A 20657-nucleotide genomic window follows, 5' to 3' on the forward strand; every position below is an offset into this window, starting at 1 on the left:
CGTGCCTCAACCCGAACGTGAGCATTCGCCCGCCACACACCCCGCGCATCCCGCTCCCGCCCATCCCCACACCGCGACGCTGCGCCGACTGGAGAAGTCCTCCGGCCGGCTCGCCGCCAACGCGATCGCGCGCATGGACGAGACCCTGCCGTGGTACCGGGCGATGCCACCCGAGAACCGGTCCTGGATCGGCCTGGTGGCACAGGCCGGCATCGCCGCGTTCACCGAGTGGTTCCGGCACCCGGAGACCCCGCAGGCGATCTCGACCGACGTGTTCGGCACGGCCCCGCGCGAGCTGACCCGGGCGATCACCCTGCGCCAGACCGTGGAGATGGTCCGCACCACGATCGAGGTCATGGAGACCGCGATCGAGGAGGTGGCGGCCCCCGGCGACGAGTCGATCCTGCGCGAGGCGCTGCTGGTGTACGCCCGGGAGATCGCGTTCGCGACGGCGCAGGTGTACGCGCAGGCCGCCGAGGCGCGCGGGGCGTGGGACGCCCGGCTGGAGTCCCTGGTCGTCAACGCGGTGCTGTCCGGCGAGGCCGACGAGGGGGCGCTGTCCCGGGCGGCGGCGCTGGGCTGGAACTCCCCCGAGCACGTGTGCGTGGTGCTGGGCACCGCGCCGGAGGGGGACAGCGAGCTGACGGTGGAGGCGATCCGCCGCGCGGCCCGCCACCACAAGCTGCAGGTCCTCACCGGGGTGCTCGGTGACCGGCTGGTCGTCATCGCGGGCGGCAGCGACAACCCGATGCAGGTGGCGAAGTCGCTGATCGGTCCGTTCGCGGCCGGTCCGGTGGTGGCGGGCCCGGTGGTGTCCGACCTGCTGAACGCGACGAAGTCGGCGCAGGCCGCGGCGGCCGGACTGAAGGCCTGTACGGCGTGGCAGGACGCCCCGCGTCCGGTCCTGGCGGACGATCTCCTGCCGGAACGCGCGATCGCCTCCGATCCCGCTGCCCGGGAACAGCTGGTGGAGGAGATCTACAGACCACTGGAAGAGGCCGGGTCGGCGCTGCTGGAGACGCTGAGCGTCTACCTGGAGCAGGCGAGCAGCCTCGAAGGGGCGGCGCGGATGCTGTTCGTGCACCCCAACACGGTGCGCTACCGGCTGCGACGTGTGACCGACGTCACCGGATGGTCGCCTTCGGATGTCCGCTCGGCGTTCACCCTGCGAATCGCCCTGATTCTGGGGCGTCTGGCCGACGGCGATCTCCAGTCCTAGACTTTTGTCGGACATCAACAATTACCCCGACGGTTCTTCGTCCCTGTCCCCACGGGCGGCAGGGACCATCCACAAGAGAGAGTGTGAGGGTGCTCGTACTCGTCGCTCCCGGCCAAGGCGCTCAGACGCCCGGCTTCCTGACCCCCTGGCTCGACCTCCCCGGTGCCGCTGACCGCGTCGCCGCCTGGTCGGACGCCATCGGGCTGGACCTTGCCCACTACGGCACGAACGCAGACGCCGAAGAGATCCGCGACACGGCCGTGGCCCAGCCCCTGCTGGTCGCCGCGGGCCTGCTGTCCGCCTCGGCGCTGCCCGCTTCCCTGACCTTCGGTGCCGTCGCGGGCCACAGCGTCGGTGAGATCACCGCCGCCGCCTACGCCGGCGTCCTGTCCGAGGCCGACGCGCTGTCGTTCGTCCGGACCCGCGGTCTCGGCATGGCCGAGGCCTCCGCCGTCACCGAGACCGGCATGGCCGCGGTGCTCGGCGGCGACCAGGCCGTGGTCCTCGCCCACTTGGAGAAGCTGGGTCTGACCCCGGCCAACATCAACGGCGCGGGCCAGATCGTGGCCGCCGGCACGATCGAGCAGATCGAAGCCCTGCAGGCCGACAAGCCCGAAGGCTCCATGAAGGTCGTCGCCCTCAAGGTCGCGGGCGCCTTCCACACGCATCACATGGCCCCCGCGGTGGCCACCCTGGAGAAGGCCGCCGAGGCCCTCTCCCCGGCGGACCCGGTGCTGAAGTACGTCTCGAACAAGGACGGCCTCGTCGTCACCACGGGCGCCGACGTCGTCGCCCGCCTGGTCGGCCAGGTCGCGAACCCGGTCCGCTGGGACCTGTGCATGGAGACGTTCGCCGAACTGGGCGTCACGGGGATCATCGAGCTCTGCCCCGGTGGCACCCTGACGGGTCTGGCCAAGCGCGCGCTGAAGGGCGTACCGAGCGTGGCGCTGAAGACCCCGGACGATCTCGACAAGGCCGCGGCGCTCGCCGCCGAACTGACGGCCTGAGAGAAGGAGCCCACACAGCATGTCCAAGATCAAGCCGGCCAAGGGCTCCCCGTACGCCCGCATCCTCGGTGTCGGCGGCTACCGCCCGACCCGCGTGGTGCCCAACGAGGTCATCCTCGAGACCATCGACTCGTCCGACGAGTGGATCCGATCCCGCTCGGGCATCGCGACCCGTCACTGGGCCTCGCCCGAGGAGACGGTCGCGGCGATGTCGGTGGAGGCCTCGGGGAAGGCACTGGCCGACGCCGGTGTCGCCCCCGAGCAGATCGGTGCCGTGATCGTCTCGACGGTCTCGCACTTCAAGCAGACCCCGGCCGTCGCGACCGAGATCGCGCACCGGATCGGCGCGGTCAAGCCGGCCGCCTTCGACATCTCCGCGGGCTGTGCCGGTTTCGGCTACGGTCTGACCCTGGCCAAGGGCATGGTGGTCGAGGGGTCCGCGGAGTACGTCCTCGTCATCGGCGTGGAGCGGCTCTCGGACCTGACGGACCTCGAGGACCGCGCGACGGCCTTCCTGTTCGGCGACGGCGCCGGCGCCGTGGTCGTCGGCCCCTCGGCCGAGCCGGCCATCGGCCCCACGGTGTGGGGTTCGGAGGGCGACAAGTCCGACACGATCAAGCAGACCGTGCCGTGGGACGAGTTCCGCGCCAACGACGCCGCCGAGAAGTTCCCGGCCATCACGCAGGAGGGTCAGGCGGTCTTCCGCTGGGCCGTCTTCGAGATGGCCAAGGTGGCCCAGCAGGCGCTCGACGCCGCCGGGATCACCGCGGACGACCTGGACGTCTTCATTCCGCACCAGGCGAACATGCGGATCATCGACTCGATGGTGAAGACTCTGAAGCTGCCGGAGCACGTCACGGTCGCCCGTGACGTGGAGACCACCGGCAACACCTCGGCCGCCTCGATCCCGCTCGCTATGGAGCGGCTCCTGGCGACCGGAGCGGCGAAGAGCGGCGACACCGCGCTCGTCATCGGCTTCGGGGCGGGACTCGTCTACGCCGCGACGGTCGTTACCCTCCCCTAGGGCCCGGATCACATTCCGGTCCGTCCTACCCAGTTACCCAGAGAAGGAGCGCCACATGGCCGCCACGCAGGAAGAGATCGTCGCGGGTCTCGCGGAGATCGTCAACGAGATCGCGGGCATCCCGGTCGAGGACGTCGAGATCGACAAGTCCTTCACCGACGACCTCGACGTCGACTCGCTGTCCATGGTCGAGGTCGTCGTCGCCGCCGAAGAGCGCTTCGACGTCAAGATCCCGGACGAGGACGTCAAGAACCTCAAGACGGTCGGCGACGCCGCCGACTACATCGCGAAGCACCAGGCTGCCTGAGCCTGACGAGCGTTTGTCGCCACCTGGCGGTGGCGCCGTGACAATTCAGCACCCCCTGAGACGTGGAGAAAGAATTCCTGTGAGCCCGACCAATCGCACCGTGGTCGTCACCGGTATCGGCGCAACCACTCCGCTGGGTGGCGACAGCGCTTCGACCTGGGAAGGTCTGCTTGCCGGCCGTTCCGGCGTGACGCCCCTGGAGGGCGAGCGCTTCGCCGAACTCCCGGTACGCATCGCCGCCCGTGCCGCCGTGGACCCGAGCGAGGTCCTGCCCCGGCCGCTGGCCCGCAAGCTCGACCGCTCGGCGCAGTTCGCCCTCATCGCGGCCCGCGAGGCCTGGGCCGACGCCGGCTACAACGCCCCGGCCGGCGAGGACGCGCAGATCGCGCCCGAGCGCCTGGGCACGGTGATCGCCTCCGGTATCGGCGGTGTCACCACGCTGCTCGACCAGTACGACGTACTGAAGGAAAAGGGTGTGCGCCGGGTCTCCCCGCACACCGTCCCCATGCTCATGCCGAACGGCCCGTCGGCCAACGTCGGCCTGGAGGTCAACGCCCAGGCGGGCGTGCACACTCCGGTCAGCGCCTGCGCCTCCGGGGCGGAGGCCATCGGCTACGCCGTCGAGATGATCCGTACCGGCCGTGCCGACGTGGTCGTCGCGGGCGGCACCGAGGCGGCGATCCACCCGCTGCCCATCGCCGCGTTCGCCAACATGATGGCGATGTCCAAGAACAACGAGAACCCCGAGCAGGCCTCCCGTCCGTACGACAAGGCCCGCGACGGCTTCGTCCTGGGCGAGGGCGCGGGCGTCGTCATCCTGGAGTCCGCCGAGCACGCCGCCGCGCGCGGCGCCCGGGTCTACTGCGAGGTGCTGGGCCAGGGTCTGTCCGCGGACAGCCACCACATCGCGCAGCCGGAGCCGACGGGCCGCGGTGTCGCGGCCGCGGTGCAGAACCTGCTCGACAACACGGGTCTCGACCCGGCCGAGCTGGTCCACCTGAACGCGCACGCCACGTCGACCCCGCAGGGTGACACGGCCGAGCTGAAGGCCCTGCGCAAGGTGCTGGGCGACGACCTCGACCACATCGCGATCTCCGCGACCAAGTCGATGACCGGTCACCTGCTGGGCGGCGCGGGCGGTATCGAGACCGTCGCGACCGTGCTGGCGCTCTACAACCGGCTGGCGCCGCCGACGATCAACGTCGACGACCTCGACGAGGACATCGACGCGGACATCGTGCGCGGCGAGCCCCGCAAGCTGCCGGCCGACGGCCCGATCTCCGCGATCAACAACTCCTTCGGCTTCGGCGGCCACAACGTGACGCTCGCGTTCCGCAGCGTCTGATCCGCCACGGCACGACGAAGGGCCCCGCACAGCGACTGCTGTGCGGGGCCCTTCGCGTCGTACGACTGCTCAGACCACCTGGTGGAGCCAGCGGACGGGCGCGCCCTCGCCCGCGTAGCGGAAGGGCTCCAGTTCGTCGTCCCAGGGCTTGCCGAGCAATTTGGAGATCTCCGCCTCCAGGTCGGTCTCGCCGCGCGCGGAGCGGGCGAGGGCGGCGCGCAGCCGGTCCTCCGGGATCAGGATGTCGCCGTGGATGCCGGTGACGGCGTGGAAGATGCCGAGCTCCGGGGTGGAGCTGTAGCGCTCGCCCTCGGCGTTCGGACAGGGCTCCGCGGTCACCTCGAAGCGCAGCAGGTGCCAGCCGCGCAGCGCGGAGGCGAGTTTCGAGGCGGTGCCCGCTTCGGCCTGCCAGGAGAACTCGGCTCTCCAGGTGCCCGGCGAGGCGGGCTGCCTGATCCAGTCGAGGTTCACCCGCACCCCGAGCACGCCCGCAACAGCCCATTCCACATGCGGGCAGAGCGCGCGCGGTGCGGAATGCACGTACAGAACTCCACGTGTCGTCACCGGGACCTCCAGTGGTGGACGAGGTCGGGAATAAACTCCAGAAAACGGACAGTATGTGACGTGATGTAATGTAACGGAAATTATTTGACATTGCGCAACGGGACCTGCGGCCGAAACGCCACGGGAAAAAGCTACCGTGCGCCAGGGGTCATGGTGTGACGTACGGTCGCTCCGAAGCCCGTAATCACAGAGCTTTCACTCAGCAGGACCCCCCGAACGATGCGGGGGCGACAAGGAGGAGCCCTTCCCATGCGCACCACCGCTCCGCGCCCCCGCGCGCGCCGGATCCTCGCGGCAGCGGGCGCGTCGGCCGTGCTGCTGGCGGGCGCGGTGACGGGGTGCGGCCCGGGCGGGTCGGGCGACGGGGGCGGGCGCGCGGAGCGAGCCGCTCCGCGCTGGAACACGGCGCCCGCCTCGGTCGCGGCGGTGGGCGACTCCATCACACGCGGTTTCGACGCCTGTTCGGTGCTGGCCGACTGCCCGGAGGTCTCCTGGGCCACCGGGAACGACCCCGCGGTCCGCTCCCTCGCCGCCCGGCTGCTCGGGGACGCCGAGGTGCCCACCCGCAGCTGGAACTACGCGGTGACCGGCGCCCGGATGGCGGACCTGCCGGGGCAGCTGGCGGAGGCCGCCGCGCACAAGCCCGACCTGGTCACGGTCATGGTGGGCTCGAACGACGCCTGCCGGCCCACGGCTTCGTCGATGACGCCGGTGGCGGAGTTCCGGGACGGATTCGAGAAGGCCCTCGCCGGGCTCCGGGCCGCGTCCCCCACCTCCCAGGTGTACGTCTCCAGCGTGCCGGACCTCCAACGGCTGTGGGAGCAGGGCAAGGACCTCCCGATGGTGCGGCAGGTCTGGAAGCTGGGGATCTGTCAGTCGATGCTCGCCGATCCGCTGTCGGCGGCGACGGGGGCGACCGCCCGGCGCGAGCAGGTGCGGGCGCGGGTCGTCGAGTACAACGAGGTGCTGCGCGAGGTCTGCGCGAAGGACGAGCTGTGCCGCTACGACGGCGGGGCGGTGTTCCAGTACCCCTTCGCCGCGGACCAGTTGAGCCGCTGGGACTGGTTCCATCCGGGCAAGGACGGGCAGGCACGGCTGGCGGAACTGGCGCACCGCCAGGTGACGGCCGCCGAACCGCCGCGTTGACGCCGGGGCGTACGGAGGGGCCGGGGGCCGGGGGCCGGGGGCGCCTCCCAGCGGTGGCCGGGAGGGAGCCAGGACTCGCCCTCGGACCGGCTTTCAGGGATGTTTCAGGGGTGATTTCCGGCCATTTCCGATGGTTACGGTGTGTTACGCGATCTCGAGCGTGGCCATCAGCCGCGTGTCAGCGTGCGAGTGGCTCGCGCGGACCTCGTAGGCGCCGCCGATCCGCTGCCAGCCGGAGGCCTCCTGGTCCCAGATCTCGAAGGCCCGGGCGGGCAGGGTGATCACGGCCTCGACGGTCTCGCCGGGGCCCGCCGAGACGCCCGCGAACGCCGCCAGCCAGCTCGCCGGGCGCTCCACGGTGTCCTCGCCGACGGGGGCGAGGTAGACCTGGACGACCTCGCGGCCGGGCCGGGCACCGGTGTTGGTGAGGCGGACCCGGACGGTGTCGGCGGTGGCCTCCAGGGACTCGTACGCCCAGTCGGTGTAGCCGAGGCCGTGCCCGAAGGGGAAGACGGGGGCCACGCCGTGCTTCTCGTAGGCCCGGTAGCCGATGAAGAGCCCCTCGCCGTACTCCAGGCGGCCCTCGGTGGGGACGACCTCGGTGACGGGCGCGTCCGCGAACCGCGCGGGCCAGGTGGTGGGCAGCCGCCCGCCGGGCTCCGCGTCACCGAGGAGCACGTCGGCCAGCGCGGCCCCGCCCTCCTGCCCGGGGAACCAGGCCAGCAGCACGGCGGCGACCTCCTCGCGCCACGGCAGCTCCACCGGGGCGCCGGCGTTGACGACGACCACGGTGTTCGGGTTGACGGCGGCGACGGCACGCACCAGGTCGTCCTGGCGGCCCGGGAGGGCGAGGTCCCGCCGGTCGAATCCCTCGGACTCCACGCGCTCGGTGGTGGCGACGACCACGACGGCGGTGTCGGCGGCGCGGGCGGCTTCCACGGCCTCGGCGATCAGCTCGTCGGCGTCGCGCCGCGGGCCGAGGTGGAGCAGCGAGAACATGATCGCCTTGAGCGGCAGTGCGGTCACGTCGGGGACCTGGTAGGTCAGCGACACCTCGACGGGCTCGCCCTCGGTGACGGTGACGCGGGCCCGCTCGCTGGGGGCGCCGAAGAAGGCCTCGAAGGGGTCGGCCTCGTCGCCCATCTCCTGGACGCCCTCCCAGAGGGTGTGCCCGTCGACCGCGAGGCTGAAGGCACCCAGTCCCCGGGTGCCGAAGGCGTGCTCGCCGCTCTCGCGCGGGAGGAACGTGCCGCGGACCTCGATGCTCGCCATGGTCTCGTACGAGGCGCCGGCGGGCAGGTCGTCGCCGATCCACTGGACCTGGCCGGTCGGCAGGCCGCCCTCGCCGATGACGGCGCCGGAGGCGTCGCGGCAGACGGCGCGGAGCTCGAAGCCCTTGTCGGCGGGGACGAGTTCGTCGGCCGGGTCGGCGCCGACGGTGAAGGTCAGGGCCCCTTCCGGGAGGGCGGCGGTGAGGCCGTCGAGCGGGGAGACGATCCGCTCGGGGAAGACGGTGGCGCTGCCGCCGCCGAGGACGCGGGCGTCGCGGGCGGCGGCGCCGGAGAGGGCCACGGTGCGGCAGGCGGAGACGTCGAGGGGCAGGGCCGCGCCGCCGTCGGGGGCGGCCTCGTTGCGCACGAGGACGAAGCCGCGGGCGGCGAGCTCGCGGGCCAGCGCCCGGCCGTCGACGGGAGCCGGGGCGCTCTCGACGACGGCGGGCGCGCCCTCCAGGGCGCCGACGCGGGCGGCGAGGCGCAGGACGTTGCGCACGGCGTCGTCGACGGCGGCCTCGGGGACCTCCCCCGCGCGGACGGCCTCGGCGAGGGCGGGCCCGTAGACGGTGGTCGGGCCGGGCATGGCCACGTCCATGCCGCCCTCGATGTCGCCGGTGGTGGAGCGGGCGGCCATCCAGTCGGAGACGTTGCAGCCGTCGAAGCCCCATTCGCCGCGCAGGACCTCGTTCACCAGGTACCGGTGCTCGGTCATCGTGGTGCCGTTGACCTGGTTGTATGCGGTCATGATGCCCCACGGGTGGGCGCCCTCGACGATGGCCTCGAAGGGCGCCAGGTACAGCTCGCGCAGCGGGCGGGGGGCGATGACACTGTCGACGGTGAAGCGGTCGGTCTCGGCGTCGTTGCCGACGAAGTGCTTGACGGTGGTGCCGACCCCACCGTCCTGGACGCCGTTCACGTAGCCGCTGCCGATGACGCCGGTGAGGTACGGGTCCTCGGAGTAGCACTCGAAGTGCCGGCCGCCGAGCGGGGAGCGGTGCAGGTTGACGGTGGGTGCGAGCAGGACGTGGACGCCCTTGCGGCGGGCCTCCTGGGCGAGGAGCCGGCCGGCGCGGCGGGCGAGCTCGGGGTCCCAGGCGGCGGCGAGCGCGGTCGGGGAGGGCAGGGCGATCGACGGGTCGTCGGCGGTCCAGCGCACGCCGCGGACCCCGATGGGCCCGTCGGACATGACCAGGGACCGCAGCCCGATCTCGGGGATCGCGGGCAGCGACCACATGTCCTGCCCCGCCAGCAGCCGGGCCTTGGTGTCGAGATCGAGCTTCCCGAGCGCCACCTCGACGACGCTGGTGCGGACCTGCTCGGCGTCGGTCACGGCCGTGCCTCCTCAGTGAGTGCGGTGCGGTGCCCCCATCGTGGACCTGTTACCTGTTGAACGGTAGGGTTCGTGACCCGTTCGTAATCTTTGGGATGTCGTACGGTCCTCCTGGCAGGAGTCGGACGAAAAGGGGTGCCGGGGCGATGGTCAGGGCGAGGAGCGAGGAGCGCCGCGGGGAGATCGTCCGCGCGGCCCTCGAGGTGATCGCGGAGCGCGGCTACCGGGGGGCGTCCCTGGGCGCGGTCGCCGAACGCGTGGGGCTGACCCAGCAGGGGCTGCTGCACTACTTCCCGACCAAGGAGGCGCTGCTCGTCGCGGTGCTGGAGGAGCGCGACCGCTGGGACACCGGCGGCGGCTCGCGCGCCTCGGCCGACACCTGGCGCCTGGACCTGCTGGCCTCGCTGGTGGAGTACAACGCGATGCGCCCGGGCATCGTGCAGACCTTCTCGGCGCTGCTGGGCGAGAGCGTCACCGACGGGCACCCCGCGCGGGAGTTCTTCACCGAGCGCTACGCACAGGTCCGCGCCGAGATGGCGGCCGTGCTCCGCGCCGAGTTCGGCGACCGCCTGCCCTCGGGTCTCACCCCGGAACAGGCCGCCCCCCTGCTGACGGCCGTCATGGACGGCCTCCAGTACCAGTGGCTGCTCGCCCCCGAGTCGGTGGACATGCCCGCCGCCTTCCGCTCCTTCCTGACCCTGCTACGGGGCTCCGCCGACGCCTAGGGGGCAACACCCCCCAAGGCCCCCTGTGCACCGGACTCCGTCGGTCCGGCATCCTCGGTCAGGTGAAGATCTCCGCAGCCCAGATGACCTGCGTCCCCGCCGACGTCCAAGCCAACGCCGCGCGGGCCGCCGCGCTCGCCGCCGCGGCCCGCGCACAGGGCGCCGAGCTGGTGGTGTTCCCCGAGTTCACGCTCACCGGATACGAACCGGAGGCCCTGGCGGCCGATCCCGGCCTGTGGACCGCCGCCGACGACCCGCGCCTGGACCCGCTGCGCTCCGCCGGGATCGCCACCGCCGTCAACGTCGCCCTGCCCACCGCATCCCCGCGCCCCGCCATCGCGACGCTGGTCCACGACGCGGACGGCGCGCACGTGACGACGTACGCGAAGCAGCACCTCTTCCGGCACGAGCGGGACCTGTTCGTACCCGGCACGGGCGACGGACGCTTCGAACTCGGCGGGATCCGCTTCTCCCTGGGCGTCTGCTACGACAACCACTTCCCCGAACTGCCCGGCCGGGGCGCCGCCGACGGCTGCCGGGTGCACCTGGCGAGCTCCCTGTACGGGACGGGCGACGGCATCGGCGAGCGCGCCACCGTGTACCCGGGCATCGCGAGGGACCACGGCCTGTACGTCGTCCTCGCCAACCACGTCGGCCCGGCGGGCCCGTGGACGGGCTGCGGCCGGGCGGCCGTGTGGGCCCCGGGCGGCGCCCTGCTCGCCGAGGCGGACGACCGTACGCCGTCGGTGGTGACCGCCGAGATCGGCCCGGCCGCCTGACGGGTGCGTCGGGCGGGGCGTCGGCGGGGTGCGTCAGGCGGGCTCGGGCACGCGCGCGGGGCGGTCCGGCTGCGGGGTGTCGAGGTCCGGGAGCCGCGGCGGGGCGGCCTTGCGGTCCGAGACCAGGGCGGGTACGACGATGGCGAGGGCCGCCACCGCGTACACCCCGGTCCAGATGACCCAGCCGCCGGGCGGGGCCCAGTGCGCCGAGGTCGGCACCCACGAGGCCTTGTTGCCGACGGCGAACCGGCGCAGCGTCCAGTAGAAGGCCGCCACGTCGGCCACCGCGAAGCCGCCGGCGCAGAGGCCGACGAGTCGTCGCAGGGGGAACCCTCGCTCGGGGACCCGGGTGGCGCAGATCAGTACGGCCATCAGCGGCAGGCCGACGGCGAAGGGCAGCAGGTAGCGGCCCTGCCACACCATGCCGATCCGCTCCGCCTCGGAGGCCTGCGCGGCCACCGGCACCATCACGACGGCCGCCAGCATGCCGAGCAATGCCACCACGTCGCGCTTGTGGCCGTAGACCAGCGCCAGTACGACGAGCGTCGCGAGCACCCCCATCCACACCAGGTACAGCAGGGCCGGGCCCGGGGTGTCCAGCCAGCCGAAGAAGCCGACCATCTGCTTGATGTACCAGTCGGTGTTGCCGAGGGTGCGCTTGGCGGCCACGCCCGCGGTGAGCGAGTCGGGGATGTCTATCTTCGACCGGTCCGGGTGCCTCGCCGCCCACAGCAGCGCGCCGGCCGTCGCCAGGCCCAGCAGGGCCGTCCACAGCCACAGGGCCTTGCGGCGCAGCACCGGTCCCAGCACTCCGCGCCGCTGCGTCAGCAGCAGGCAGAAGACCACGGCGCCGCCGAACCAGATCAGCCCCAGCGGCCGGATGTTGATCAGCACCAGGCCGCCGACGCCCAGTCGGGCCAGCCGGCGGTTGAGGAGCACCGGGTCGGGTGACAGGACGATCGACAGCAGGGCGGTCCACACCAGGATTCCGGCGGCGATCTCGCCGCCGCTGGGGTTGACCATGCCGGACATGTAGAGCGTCATCGGAGTGGCCGCGGCGAGCACGCCGAGCACCGCGAGCGAGCGCCGCCGCCACTCGGCGGCCGTGACCACCGCGCTCGCCAGCAGCGCCGAGCACAGCAGCGCCGATACGAAGCGCATCAGGTACAGCCCCTTGGGGCCGTCGACGAGCAGGCTCGGCCAGCCGGTGGCCAGGTAGTAGGCCGGGTGGTAGCGGCCGGCCGCCGTGGGGACCTGGACGATCTTCTCGGAGTCGCCCAGCGAGGGTGCGCAGGACGCGGGCTGGGACTGGCGCCACGCATAGCACTCGTGCACCGTGGCCAGGTTCCCGTACCACTGCGGGAGCTGCATCCCGGCCTCGGCGAACTGTCCGTCGATGCCCGCCACCCGGTGCGGGACCATCACCAGGGGTCCGCTGATCTGGCCCCGGGCGGCGGCCGCGGCGCGGACGAAGTGCGCGTGTTCGTCGGGAGAGCCGCCGATGGGGCTGGCGGCGGACCAGGAGCCCGCGAGCGCGAAGAACAGCGCGAACGAGATCAGCCAGAGCCGCCTGGGTGTGCCGGCGGACCAGTCGGCCAGCCGCGTCAGTGCGGAGATCATCGGTTCCCCCGGGTCATCGGATGAAGCTCAGCCAGCTCTGGTCGCCGTCTTTGGAACAGGTACCGCCGGGCGCGTACTTCGGGCAGCTGCCGTCCTGCTCCGTGATGGTGTGCGAGACCCACGGCAGGATCCGGTAGGTGTTCTCCTTGGCCGGCATGTAGCGGTCGGCCATCGAGGAGGAGACGGTGCCGAGGAGCAGCAGCAGGGCGCACAGGGTGCCGATCACCGCGCCTTCGCGGCCGGGGAGTCCGGCGCCTTCGCCGGTGCTCGCGGACTCGGCCCGGCGCGCGGCCATCCGCTGCGAGACCAGGTGGACGACCAGCGCGCACAGCAGCAGCCCGCAGTAGAGGAGCTGGTTGTTGGTGCGGGTGTAGAGCTGGACGGTCTGCGTCTCGTACATGTGCGAGGCGATGTACATGCGCATCACCCACGCGCTGATGAACATCGCGGCGACGGTGACCACCATCGGCTTGCGGATGCCCAGCCAGATCGCGGCGCCGAGGCAGACGAAGGTGACGAGGGCGAACAGGCCGACCCCGCCGTACTCGCCGGGCGGCGGCCATTCGCCGACCTTGCCGGGCATGTCGGTGCGCCACATGAGGTAGTACGCCGGGTCGGTGAAGTTGTCGAACCGGAAGTTGTAGTCCTTGGTGGTCTGCCCCTCGGTCAGCATGACCACGAGGTAGCGCCCGGCGACCACGAGGAAGGCCGCCAGGGACGCGCCGAGGAAGGCCGCGCCCTTGAGCCGGCCGAGCCGGCCGGTCCGCCACGGGAAGTACAGCAGGGCGGCGAACAGCACCCCCGCCGCGCTCCACAGGAACCAGCCCGAGTAGGTGAGGAACAGCACGCCGAGGAGCGCGCCGAACCCGGCGCCCTTGAGCAGGAGGGACCGCCAGCCCTGGGTGCCGGTGCGGCTGAGCGAGACCACCATCGCCACCAGGACCGGGACGAGCACGACGAGCACGGTCTGGCTGTACGGCTTGTACGCGTCGATCAGCGCGAAGGCCGGGGCCACGCCGAAGGCGAGGGCCCGGACCGGGCCGAGCAGCATGCGCCAGCAGAGGTAGACGAGCGGTCCGAAGGCGGCGGCGCCCAGGATCTGGAGGTCCTTGAACGCGTAGGCGGTGTTGCCGCCGCGGAACCACTCGGCGTAGTAGCCGAGGGTGTAGAGGGGGGCCGGCGGATAGACCGGCGAGCCCGAGGGGCGGCCGTTGGCCACCGCGTGGGCCCACTCGACGATGCGGCCGCTGTCGCCGTTGAGGCCGAACATCGGCCAGGGCGTCCCGTGGAGGGCGACGACCGCGCCGGCGGCGACGAAACCGCTGGCCAGGCCCGCGAGGGCGGCGGCGGCGATCCGGGCGGCCAGGTCGAAGTGCCGGCCTCCCCGCAGCCGCACGGCCAGCGCCACCGCGCCGATGAAGAGCAGACCGACGAGCGCGAACCGCAGCTGGATCGCGGCGAGGCCGCTGACCTGCGCGATCCGGTCCAGCGGGTCGAGCCGGAAGCGGACGGCCAGCAGCGGGAGCACGAGCGCCGCGCCGAACGCGACGACGGCTTCGAGGAGCAGGAGCGTTCCGCGCGAGCCGGGACCGCGCCGGACGGCGGGTATCGGGCGGGCGGGCGCGGCCGGTCCGCCCGGGGGCAGCACGGCGACCGTGCCCTCGGTACTGACTGTCACTGCTGTGTCCCTACTGCTGGTCGGTCCTCGGCCCGGCGGCCGGTCGTGGCTCGGCAAGCCGCTGCCCGGCTGCGGGGTTCTCCCGGAGACCCGGCCAGGGCGGACTCGAAGGCAGTGAGAGACGGCCTCGGCACTTGCTGCCGCCATGCATACTACGGGCCCACCGACGGGTGCCGGAGGCCGCCGGCCGATCACGGGTCGGCTACGCGGAGTCCGTCAGCAGGTGTTTCGCACCCCACTCCCCCAGGGACTCCAGGGCCTCGTTCAGTCCCTGTCCCAGCGGGGTCAGGGAGTACTCGACGCGCGGCGGGACCTCCTCGTGGACCTCGCGGTGGACGATGCCGTCCTGCTCCAGCTCGCGCAGCTGCGCGGCGAGGACCTTCTCGGAGACGCCGGGGACGAGCCTGCGCAGTTCACCGAAACGACGTCGTGGGCTCCGCTCCAGCTCCCACAGGAGCGAAACCTTCCATTTGCCGTCGATCACCGACATCGCCGCGGCGATCCCGCAGTGATCGGCGCCGGGCCTTCGTGTCACCGCCATCGCGCACCCCTCCCCACCTGTTCGCTCACCCTGGGGTAACCACCCACTCCAAAGTGCGTACTTGAGCGCCTCACAGCCTGCCAGCAGGCTAAACGCCATGACTGACAACACACCTCGGCACGCGCTCACCCTGCTCGGACTCGGGGACATGGGCACGGCCCTCGCCCGGACCTGGCTCGCCGCCGGGCACCGCCTCACCGTCTGGAACCGCACCGCCGCCAAGGCCGGGGCACTGGCCGCCGAAGGGGCCCTCGTCGCGGAGAGCCCCGCCGAGGCCGTCGCCGCGAACGGGCTCGTCGTGGTCTGCCTGCTGGACGACGCCTCCGTCGGATCCGCCCTGGACGGCATCGACCTGACCGGCAAGGACGTGGTGAACCTGACCACCGGCACGCCGGCCGAGGGCCGGGCGCGGGCCGTCTGGGCCGAGGAGCGCGGGGCCCGGTTCGTGGACGGCGGGATCATGGCCACGCCGACGATGATCGGCGTCCCCGACGCCGGCGGGTACGTCTTCTACAGCGGCTCACGCGCGCTCTTCGACACCCATCGGGCGGTCCTGGAGGTCCCGGCCGGGGCCCGCTTCGTCGGCGAGGATGCCGGGCACGCCGCCCTGCACGACGTGGCCCTGCTCAGCGCGATGTGGGGGATGTTCGCCGGCATCTCGCACGCCTACGCCCTGATCGAGGGCGAGGACATCGCCCCCAAGGACCTGGCTCCGCTGCTGTCCGAGTGGCTCGGCGCGATGGGCTTCTTCGTCGGCAACGCCGCCGAGCGGCTGACGTCGCGGGACTTCACCACGGGGGTGGTGTCCAACCTGGCCATGCAGGTCGCGGCGACCGGCACCATGCTGCGCACCTCCGAGGAGCAGGGCGTCAGCGCCGAGCTGATCCTCCCGTACGTCGACCTGCTGCGGCGCCGGCTGGCCGCGGACCCGGCGGCCCACGGCGCGGAGGACACGGTCGGGGCCCTCCTGCTGCTGAAGCGGTAGCCGGGCGGGCGGACGCCGCGGTTACGAGTAGGCGGGCGGCGGCGGCCCGAAGCCGGCCGGGGCGGAGGGGTCCTGCGGTGCGGCCGGGCCACCCGGCGCCGCCCCGGCGGACGGGGCCTGGTCGACGGCCATGAGGTCGCGCGCCATCAGCGTGGCGCCGGCCACCGCGCCCGGCATCAGGAACACCGCGACCAGCGGGACCACGAACGCCAGCACGAGCGGCACCCCGAAGCCGAGCACCAGCATGCGCCGCGAGCGCAGCAGGGCCAGCCGGTCGGTCAGGTCCACCTTGCGCCGCTGCAGGGCCACGGCGGTGAGCTCCTGGGTCAGGAAGTACCCGGAGACGCAGAACCCGAGCGCGGGGACCACGGTCTGCCCGATCACCGGGACGAAGCCGAGGGCGAAGAGCAGGATCCCGTACAGCAGGACCCGTCCGAGCACTTTCACGCTGTCGCGGGCCGAGATCCACAGCTCCTGCCAGAGCGGGAGCCCCGACTGCGGGACCTCGCCGCCCTCGTTGCGGTCGACCTGCTCCGAGAGGGACTCGTAGAAGGGCTGGCCGATCAACAGGGTCACGGCGGTGAAGGTGATCACCGCAAGGAAGAGCCCGAGGCCGAAGACCAGCGCGGTCAGGAAGGTGCGCAGGAGCCCGGTCCACGGCGCGGACCAGTCGTCGGCGAAGGGGGTGGCCCAGGCGCTCAGGTCGTCGGCCCCGTAGCCGAGGCCGATCAGCGCGCCGGCGTAGAGGACCAGCGAGACGAGCCCGGGCAGCAGCCCGAATCCCAGCCACCGGCCGTGCCGGAACACCCATCGCTGGCCGGCCAGCAGATACCGGAAACCCCCCGCAAGATCACGCATGGGGCCAGTTTAGGCGGCCGCACACGGCGAAGGCCGCCCCCCGGACCGGGGGGCGGCCTTCGCCGAGCGGTGCCGGATCAGACGGCGAGCTCGACGGTGATGTTGCCGCGGGTCGCCTTGGAGTACGGGCAGACCTCGTGGGCCTTCTCGATGAGGTCCTTGGCGGTGGCGGCGTCCACGTTCGGGATCACGGCGGAGATCTTGACGATCAGACCGAAGCCCTCGTCGTTCTTGCCGATGCCGACCTCGGCGGTGACCGTGGAGCCGGAGATGTCGGCGTTCACGTTCTTGGCGACGACGCCCAGGGCGCCCTGGAAGCAGGCGCTGTAGCCGGCGGCGAACAGCTGCTCCGGGTTGGTGCCGGCGCCGCTGCCGCCGAGCTCCTTCGGCGGGTTCACGACGACGTCGAGCTGGCCGTCGTTGGTCGCGACGCGGCCGTCACGGCCGTTCTCGGCGGTGGCCACGGCGGTGTACGCGACGTCGGACTGCTGGATGGACATGTAAGGAAATCCTCCTGGTAATCGCCGCGACTCGCGCCCACGGTCACGACGGTGTGCAGTGAGCCTAACCGGTGAAGGAAACGATCATCTTTCCGGTGTTCTCGCCGCGCAGCATGCCGAGGAAGGCGGACGCCGCGTTCTCGACGCCCTCGACGACCGTCTCGTCGTACCGGAGCTCACCGGAACGCAGCCATCCGGCGACGTCCTGGACGAACTGCTGCTGCAGTCCGGCGTGGTCGTTGACGAGGATGCCCTGCAGGCGCAGGCGCTTGCCGATGACCTGCATGAGGTTGCGCGGGCCGGGGGCGGCCTCGGTGTCGTTGTAACCGGCGATGGCGCCGCACAGGGTGGCGCGGCCGTTCACCTTCATCGAGGAGATGGCGGCCTCCAGGTGGTCGCCGCCGACGTTGTCGAAGTAGACGTCGATGCCCTCGGGGGCGGCGGCCGGCAGCTGCTCGGCGACGGGGCCGTTCTTGTAGTTGAAGGCGGCGTCGAAGCCGTACTTCTCCGTGAGCAGCGTCACCTTCTCGTCCGAGCCGGCGGAGCCGATGACCCGGGAGGCGCCCTTGATCTTGGCGAACTGGCCCACGAGGCTGCCGACGGCGCCGGCTGCGCCGGAGACGAAGACGGCGTCGCCCTCCTTGAAGGAGGCGACCTCGAAGAGGCCGGCGTAGGCGGTCAGGCCCGGCATGCCGAGGACGCCGAGGTAGGCGGAGAGCGGGGCGAGCGAGGCGTCCACCTTGGTGGCGAACTTCGCGTCGAGCTCGGCGTACTCGCGCCAGCCCAGGTGGTGCAGCACGTGGTCACCGACGGCGAAGCCCTCGGCGGCGGAGGCGACGACTTCGCCCACGGCGCCGCCCTGCATCGGCTCGTCCAGCTGGAAGGGCGGGACGTAGGACTTCACGTCGTTCATCCGGCCGCGCATGTAGGGGTCCACGGACATGTGGAGGTTGCGCACGAGGATCCGGCCGGCGGCGGGCTCGGCGGACACGGGGGCCTCGCGCAGGGCGAAGTCCTCGGCTACGGGCCAGCCCTGCGGGCGACGGACGAGGTGCCACTCGCGGCTCACGGCGGGGATCTCAGACATGGTGCGCTCCTGGTAAGAACGAATTGGTTCACTAGGTGAAACAACCATGCGCCTGGATATTTCATGTTGTCAAGTAAATGGGTAAGCTGGATCCATGCCCAGTCGTCGCGTAGACCCAGTGACCGTCGAGGTCGTCGAACTCATCGGCGACGTCGTGGCCCGCTATCACATGGAGTACGAGCACGCGGCCGCCAGCCACCAGCTGACCGGTGCGCAGGCCCGGGTGCTCACCATGCTCTCCCTCGAGCCGACGCCGATGCGCCGCATCGCGCAGAAGCTGCGGTGCGAGCCCTCGAACGTGACCGGGATCGTCGACCGGCTGGAGACCCGCGGGCTGGTCGAGCGGCGTCCGGACCCGGCCGACCGCCGGGTCAAGCTGGCCGCGCCCACCGAGGAGGGGCTGCAGACCGCGGAGCGGCTGCGCGAGTCGCTGGACTTCGCCCGCGAACCGCTGGCCGGGCTGTCCCCGGCGGAGCGGGCGGTGCTGCGGGACCTGCTCAAGCGGATGCTCGGCGGGTAGCGGGGCCCCTGCCGCTCGGGCGGGCGGGCCGTCCCGGCCGGGCCGGCGCTCCGGTCAGTCGCCCCAGCAGAGCATGCCCAGGAAGCCGCAGTTCTTGGGCGGCTTGGGGCTGGGCGTCGGCGGGGCCGGGGTCGGCGTCGGCGTCTGCGCGGAGCCGGTGATGCTGCGGGAGGGCTGGCCCGACGAACTGGGCCGTACGGATCCCACCGGGCCGGGGGTGCCGGTCGGCGGCCCCGAGGTCATGGGGGCGGGCTCGACGGCGGACGAGCTCGGACCCGGCTGGGCGGCGTCCCCGGAGGGCGCCGCGGCCCCCGACTTCTTCGTGCCCGCGGGGGCCTTGGCGGTGGCCTTCCCGGGCCCCGTGGGCGCCGCGACCGTCGGCCCGTCCGGCAGCGGCGCGGGCTGCTGCGGGCCGTCGTCGGTCAGCACCACGTTGGCGGCCCGGTCGGTGCGCTCCCCGTCGGTGGCCAAGCGGGCCACCGCCAGCGAGCCCCCGAGCGCGATCACCAGGCCGAGGCCGATGGTCAGCACGGTCCGGCGGCGTCTGCGGTGCGTGGCCCGGCGGCGCGCGCCCTGCCTGCGCTCGTTCGGGGCGGACAGGACGACCAGCGAGTCCGCGAACACGTCGGCCAGGACCGGCGGCGGCTCCGGGGCCGGCGCCTGGGGGGCGGGCACGGCTACGGGCGCGGCGGGTACCAGGTACTCGGCGGGGGTTCCGCAGCCGGCGCACGCCAGTGCGCCGTTGAGGTGCCTCCGGCATGCGTGGCAGTAGTTCATGGCGCCCGCAGGCTACGTGGTCGGCGGCAACATCCGTATTCCGAGAACGTAAGGATCCTGTGTGGAATCGTTCCTTCCATGACTTCCTTCGGTCCCGCCGCCTTCCAGTTGGTGCTGTTGCGGCGGATGTCGGATTTCCAGCCGGAACTCGCCGACGAGGCCCGCCGCCGGCTCGGCGCTTCGCTCGCGGACCAGCGGGAGGCCAACAAGCACTGGCAGGCGATGGTCAGGTCGCCCCGCTCCCGCGGCGCCCTGGCCCGGTACCGCTCGGTGCTCGGCCCGCCGGAGTCCGCCGAGCGCCGCACGATCGGCGACCTGGAGTGCGAGGCCCTGCTGTGGCCGCTGCCGCTCTGGCCCGACCTGCGCTTCGAGGTGCTGGCCGCGCCGGACGGGGCGGTGTGGAACGAGTGGCTGGTGCGCGCCCCGGGCGCGCCGGGGCCCGTACTGGAGTCGCCGGACGACCTGCTGCCCTGGTCGGCCACGGTGGACGAGGTGGCGCGGGCCTTCGCGCCGGTCCGGCCGATGGAGGGCACCGCCCCGACCCGCTGGCGCCTCGCCTTCGCCGCGCGGGGCAGGCCGTGCGTGGCGGAGTTCACGTACGGCCTGCTCCAGCGGGTCGCGGTGGACGCGGCCTAGGAGGCGAGGAAGGCGCGGACGCCCGCGGAGGCGCCGTCGTCGCCGAGCAGGTCGTTGTGCTTGAGGCAGCCGACGGGCGTGTTGGCGGCCCCGGCGAGGGGGACGCTGTCGTCCGGGTTGACCACTTCGTCGCAGTGGGACCAGAACGTCGCGTACTTCACCGCGCCCGGAGTCTCGTCCCCGCCGTTCAGGTTCTTCACCACGTACGACCCGGGGGTCATGTCCCGGCAGGCCTGGTCCCACAGGGCGCAGGCCCACGCGGTGGACGTGCCCCGGTTGGGGCCGGCCAGCGAGACCCAGTGGTCCACGGTGGCGGTGCCGCCGCCGAACTTCACGTACCAGCGGCTCACGAGCGAGCCGAAGGAGTGCGCGACGACGTCGACGCGGGCGGCCCCGGTGTCCCGGCGGACCTGGTCGACGTACGCGCCGAGCCGCCCGGCGAGGACCTCGTTGACGGACTGGTGGGTGTCGTAGCCCCAGGAGAAGAGCTCGGAGTCGGCGTACCCGGCGGAGCGCAGGTCCCCTCGCAGGGCTCCCCAGACTCCCGGATCGGCGTTGTAGCCGTGCACGAAGATCACCGGATTGCGCGATGACGCCCGATCAGGGGCGGGGACCTGGACCCGGTCGGCGGCATGGGCCGGGAAGGGCGCCGGCAGCGCCAGGCAGAGCGTCAGGACTGCCAGCAGTCTCTGTCGGGCCGTCAGCATCGGGTCCCCCTTACCTTGTTACGGGTGA

At 72.4% G+C, this 20657-nt stretch carries 21 protein-coding genes; 11 read left to right on the forward strand and 10 right to left on the reverse strand.

Annotated elements, in window-relative coordinates; translation table 11 throughout:
* The first annotated feature begins 1 nt into the window (after position 1).
* The 5 genes from ACZ6JT_RS09500 (at position 2) to fabF (ending at position 4902) form a co-directional block, all read left to right on the forward strand.
* Positions 2-1219, forward strand: coding sequence for a PucR family transcriptional regulator (locus tag ACZ6JT_RS09500; protein WP_469208903.1), 1218 nt, complete (start codon positions 2-4; stop codon positions 1217-1219).
* Positions 1220-1308: 89 nt separating this feature from the next.
* Positions 1309-2226, forward strand: coding sequence for an ACP S-malonyltransferase (locus ACZ6JT_RS09505; protein ID WP_469208904.1), 918 nt, complete (start codon positions 1309-1311; stop codon positions 2224-2226).
* Between the two features lie 19 nt (positions 2227-2245).
* Positions 2246-3250: a beta-ketoacyl-ACP synthase 3 gene (locus ACZ6JT_RS09510; RefSeq protein WP_469208905.1), complete on the forward strand. Its 1005-nt coding sequence runs from the start codon at positions 2246-2248 to the stop codon at positions 3248-3250.
* 55 nt (positions 3251-3305) lie between these two features.
* The gene (locus tag ACZ6JT_RS09515) at positions 3306-3557 is read left to right on the forward strand and encodes an acyl carrier protein (RefSeq protein WP_469208906.1); all 252 of its coding nucleotides are present in this window, start codon (positions 3306-3308) and stop codon (positions 3555-3557) included.
* A 79-nt stretch (positions 3558-3636) separates the two neighbouring features.
* Positions 3637-4902, forward strand: coding sequence for a beta-ketoacyl-ACP synthase II (gene fabF, locus ACZ6JT_RS09520; RefSeq protein WP_469208907.1), 1266 nt, complete (start codon positions 3637-3639; stop codon positions 4900-4902).
* A gap of 69 nt (positions 4903-4971) precedes the next feature.
* Here fabF and ACZ6JT_RS09525 read toward each other — a convergent pair whose 3' ends face one another.
* Positions 4972-5466, reverse strand: a complete 495-nt coding sequence (locus tag ACZ6JT_RS09525; protein WP_030711304.1) for a DUF3145 domain-containing protein — start codon at positions 5464-5466, stop codon at positions 4972-4974.
* A gap of 249 nt (positions 5467-5715) precedes the next feature.
* Between ACZ6JT_RS09525 and ACZ6JT_RS09530 the strand changes: the two genes are divergently transcribed.
* A complete protein-coding gene (locus ACZ6JT_RS09530; protein ID WP_469208908.1) occupies positions 5716-6612 on the forward strand; it encodes an SGNH/GDSL hydrolase family protein in 897 nt (298 codons plus the stop codon).
* Between the two features lie 144 nt (positions 6613-6756).
* On the opposite strand, the gene ACZ6JT_RS09535 is transcribed toward ACZ6JT_RS09530, so the two are convergent.
* Positions 6757-9216, reverse strand: a complete 2460-nt coding sequence (locus tag ACZ6JT_RS09535; RefSeq protein ID WP_469208909.1) for a beta-glucosidase — start codon at positions 9214-9216, stop codon at positions 6757-6759.
* A gap of 146 nt (positions 9217-9362) precedes the next feature.
* Here ACZ6JT_RS09535 and ACZ6JT_RS09540 point away from each other — a divergent pair, with 146 nt between their 5' ends.
* Both ACZ6JT_RS09540 and ACZ6JT_RS09545 read left to right on the forward strand, forming a co-directional pair.
* The gene (locus ACZ6JT_RS09540; RefSeq protein WP_469208910.1) at positions 9363-9941 is read left to right on the forward strand and encodes a TetR/AcrR family transcriptional regulator; all 579 of its coding nucleotides are present in this window, start codon (positions 9363-9365) and stop codon (positions 9939-9941) included.
* A gap of 62 nt (positions 9942-10003) precedes the next feature.
* Positions 10004-10720 (forward strand): carbon-nitrogen hydrolase family protein, encoded by a 717-nt coding sequence (locus tag ACZ6JT_RS09545; protein ID WP_469208911.1) that lies wholly within the window; start codon positions 10004-10006, stop codon positions 10718-10720.
* 33 nt (positions 10721-10753) lie between these two features.
* On the opposite strand, the gene ACZ6JT_RS09550 is transcribed toward ACZ6JT_RS09545, so the two are convergent.
* The 3 genes from ACZ6JT_RS09550 to ACZ6JT_RS09560 form a co-directional block, all read right to left on the reverse strand.
* Positions 10754-12340: a DUF2142 domain-containing protein gene (locus ACZ6JT_RS09550; protein WP_469208912.1), complete on the reverse strand. Its 1587-nt coding sequence runs from the start codon at positions 12338-12340 to the stop codon at positions 10754-10756.
* A 13-nt stretch (positions 12341-12353) separates the two neighbouring features.
* Positions 12354-14018, reverse strand: coding sequence for a hypothetical protein (locus ACZ6JT_RS09555; protein ID WP_469208913.1), 1665 nt, complete (start codon positions 14016-14018; stop codon positions 12354-12356).
* A 202-nt stretch (positions 14019-14220) separates the two neighbouring features.
* The gene (locus tag ACZ6JT_RS09560; RefSeq protein WP_365482560.1) at positions 14221-14559 is read right to left on the reverse strand and encodes a winged helix-turn-helix transcriptional regulator; all 339 of its coding nucleotides are present in this window, start codon (positions 14557-14559) and stop codon (positions 14221-14223) included.
* 97 nt (positions 14560-14656) lie between these two features.
* Here ACZ6JT_RS09560 and ACZ6JT_RS09565 point away from each other — a divergent pair, with 97 nt between their 5' ends.
* On the forward strand, positions 14657-15544 hold the full coding sequence (locus tag ACZ6JT_RS09565; protein WP_469208914.1) for an NAD(P)-dependent oxidoreductase: 888 nt from the start codon (positions 14657-14659) through the stop codon (positions 15542-15544).
* 21 nt (positions 15545-15565) lie between these two features.
* Here ACZ6JT_RS09565 and ACZ6JT_RS09570 read toward each other — a convergent pair whose 3' ends face one another.
* The 3 genes from ACZ6JT_RS09570 to ACZ6JT_RS09580 form a co-directional block, all read right to left on the reverse strand.
* Entirely contained in the window at positions 15566-16402 is an 837-nt protein-coding gene (locus ACZ6JT_RS09570; protein WP_469208915.1) for an EI24 domain-containing protein, read from the reverse strand.
* A gap of 77 nt (positions 16403-16479) precedes the next feature.
* Positions 16480-16902 (reverse strand): organic hydroperoxide resistance protein, encoded by a 423-nt coding sequence (locus ACZ6JT_RS09575; RefSeq protein WP_030011104.1) that lies wholly within the window; start codon positions 16900-16902, stop codon positions 16480-16482.
* 64 nt (positions 16903-16966) lie between these two features.
* Complete coding sequence (locus ACZ6JT_RS09580) at positions 16967-17989, reverse strand: NADP-dependent oxidoreductase (RefSeq protein WP_365482568.1); 1023 nt, start codon at positions 17987-17989, stop codon at positions 16967-16969.
* Positions 17990-18083: 94 nt separating this feature from the next.
* On the opposite strand from ACZ6JT_RS09580, the gene ACZ6JT_RS09585 reads away from it, so the two are divergent.
* A complete protein-coding gene (locus ACZ6JT_RS09585) occupies positions 18084-18509 on the forward strand; it encodes a MarR family winged helix-turn-helix transcriptional regulator (RefSeq protein WP_469208916.1) in 426 nt (141 codons plus the stop codon).
* 54 nt (positions 18510-18563) lie between these two features.
* On the opposite strand, the gene ACZ6JT_RS09590 is transcribed toward ACZ6JT_RS09585, so the two are convergent.
* On the reverse strand, positions 18564-19286 hold the full coding sequence (locus tag ACZ6JT_RS09590) for an SCO2400 family protein (protein ID WP_469208917.1): 723 nt from the start codon (positions 19284-19286) through the stop codon (positions 18564-18566).
* 78 nt (positions 19287-19364) lie between these two features.
* Here ACZ6JT_RS09590 and ACZ6JT_RS09595 point away from each other — a divergent pair, with 78 nt between their 5' ends.
* Entirely contained in the window at positions 19365-19922 is a 558-nt protein-coding gene (locus tag ACZ6JT_RS09595; protein WP_469208918.1) for a hypothetical protein, read from the forward strand.
* Here the strand turns inward: ACZ6JT_RS09595 and ACZ6JT_RS09600 are convergent.
* Positions 19919-20629, reverse strand: coding sequence for an esterase/lipase family protein (locus tag ACZ6JT_RS09600; RefSeq protein ID WP_469208919.1), 711 nt, complete (start codon positions 20627-20629; stop codon positions 19919-19921). The two genes, ACZ6JT_RS09595 and ACZ6JT_RS09600, sit on opposite strands and share 4 nt — an antisense overlap.
* Positions 20630-20657: the final 28 nt, after the last annotated feature.

The organism is Streptomyces sp. NPDC046308 (assembly GCF_055588065.1).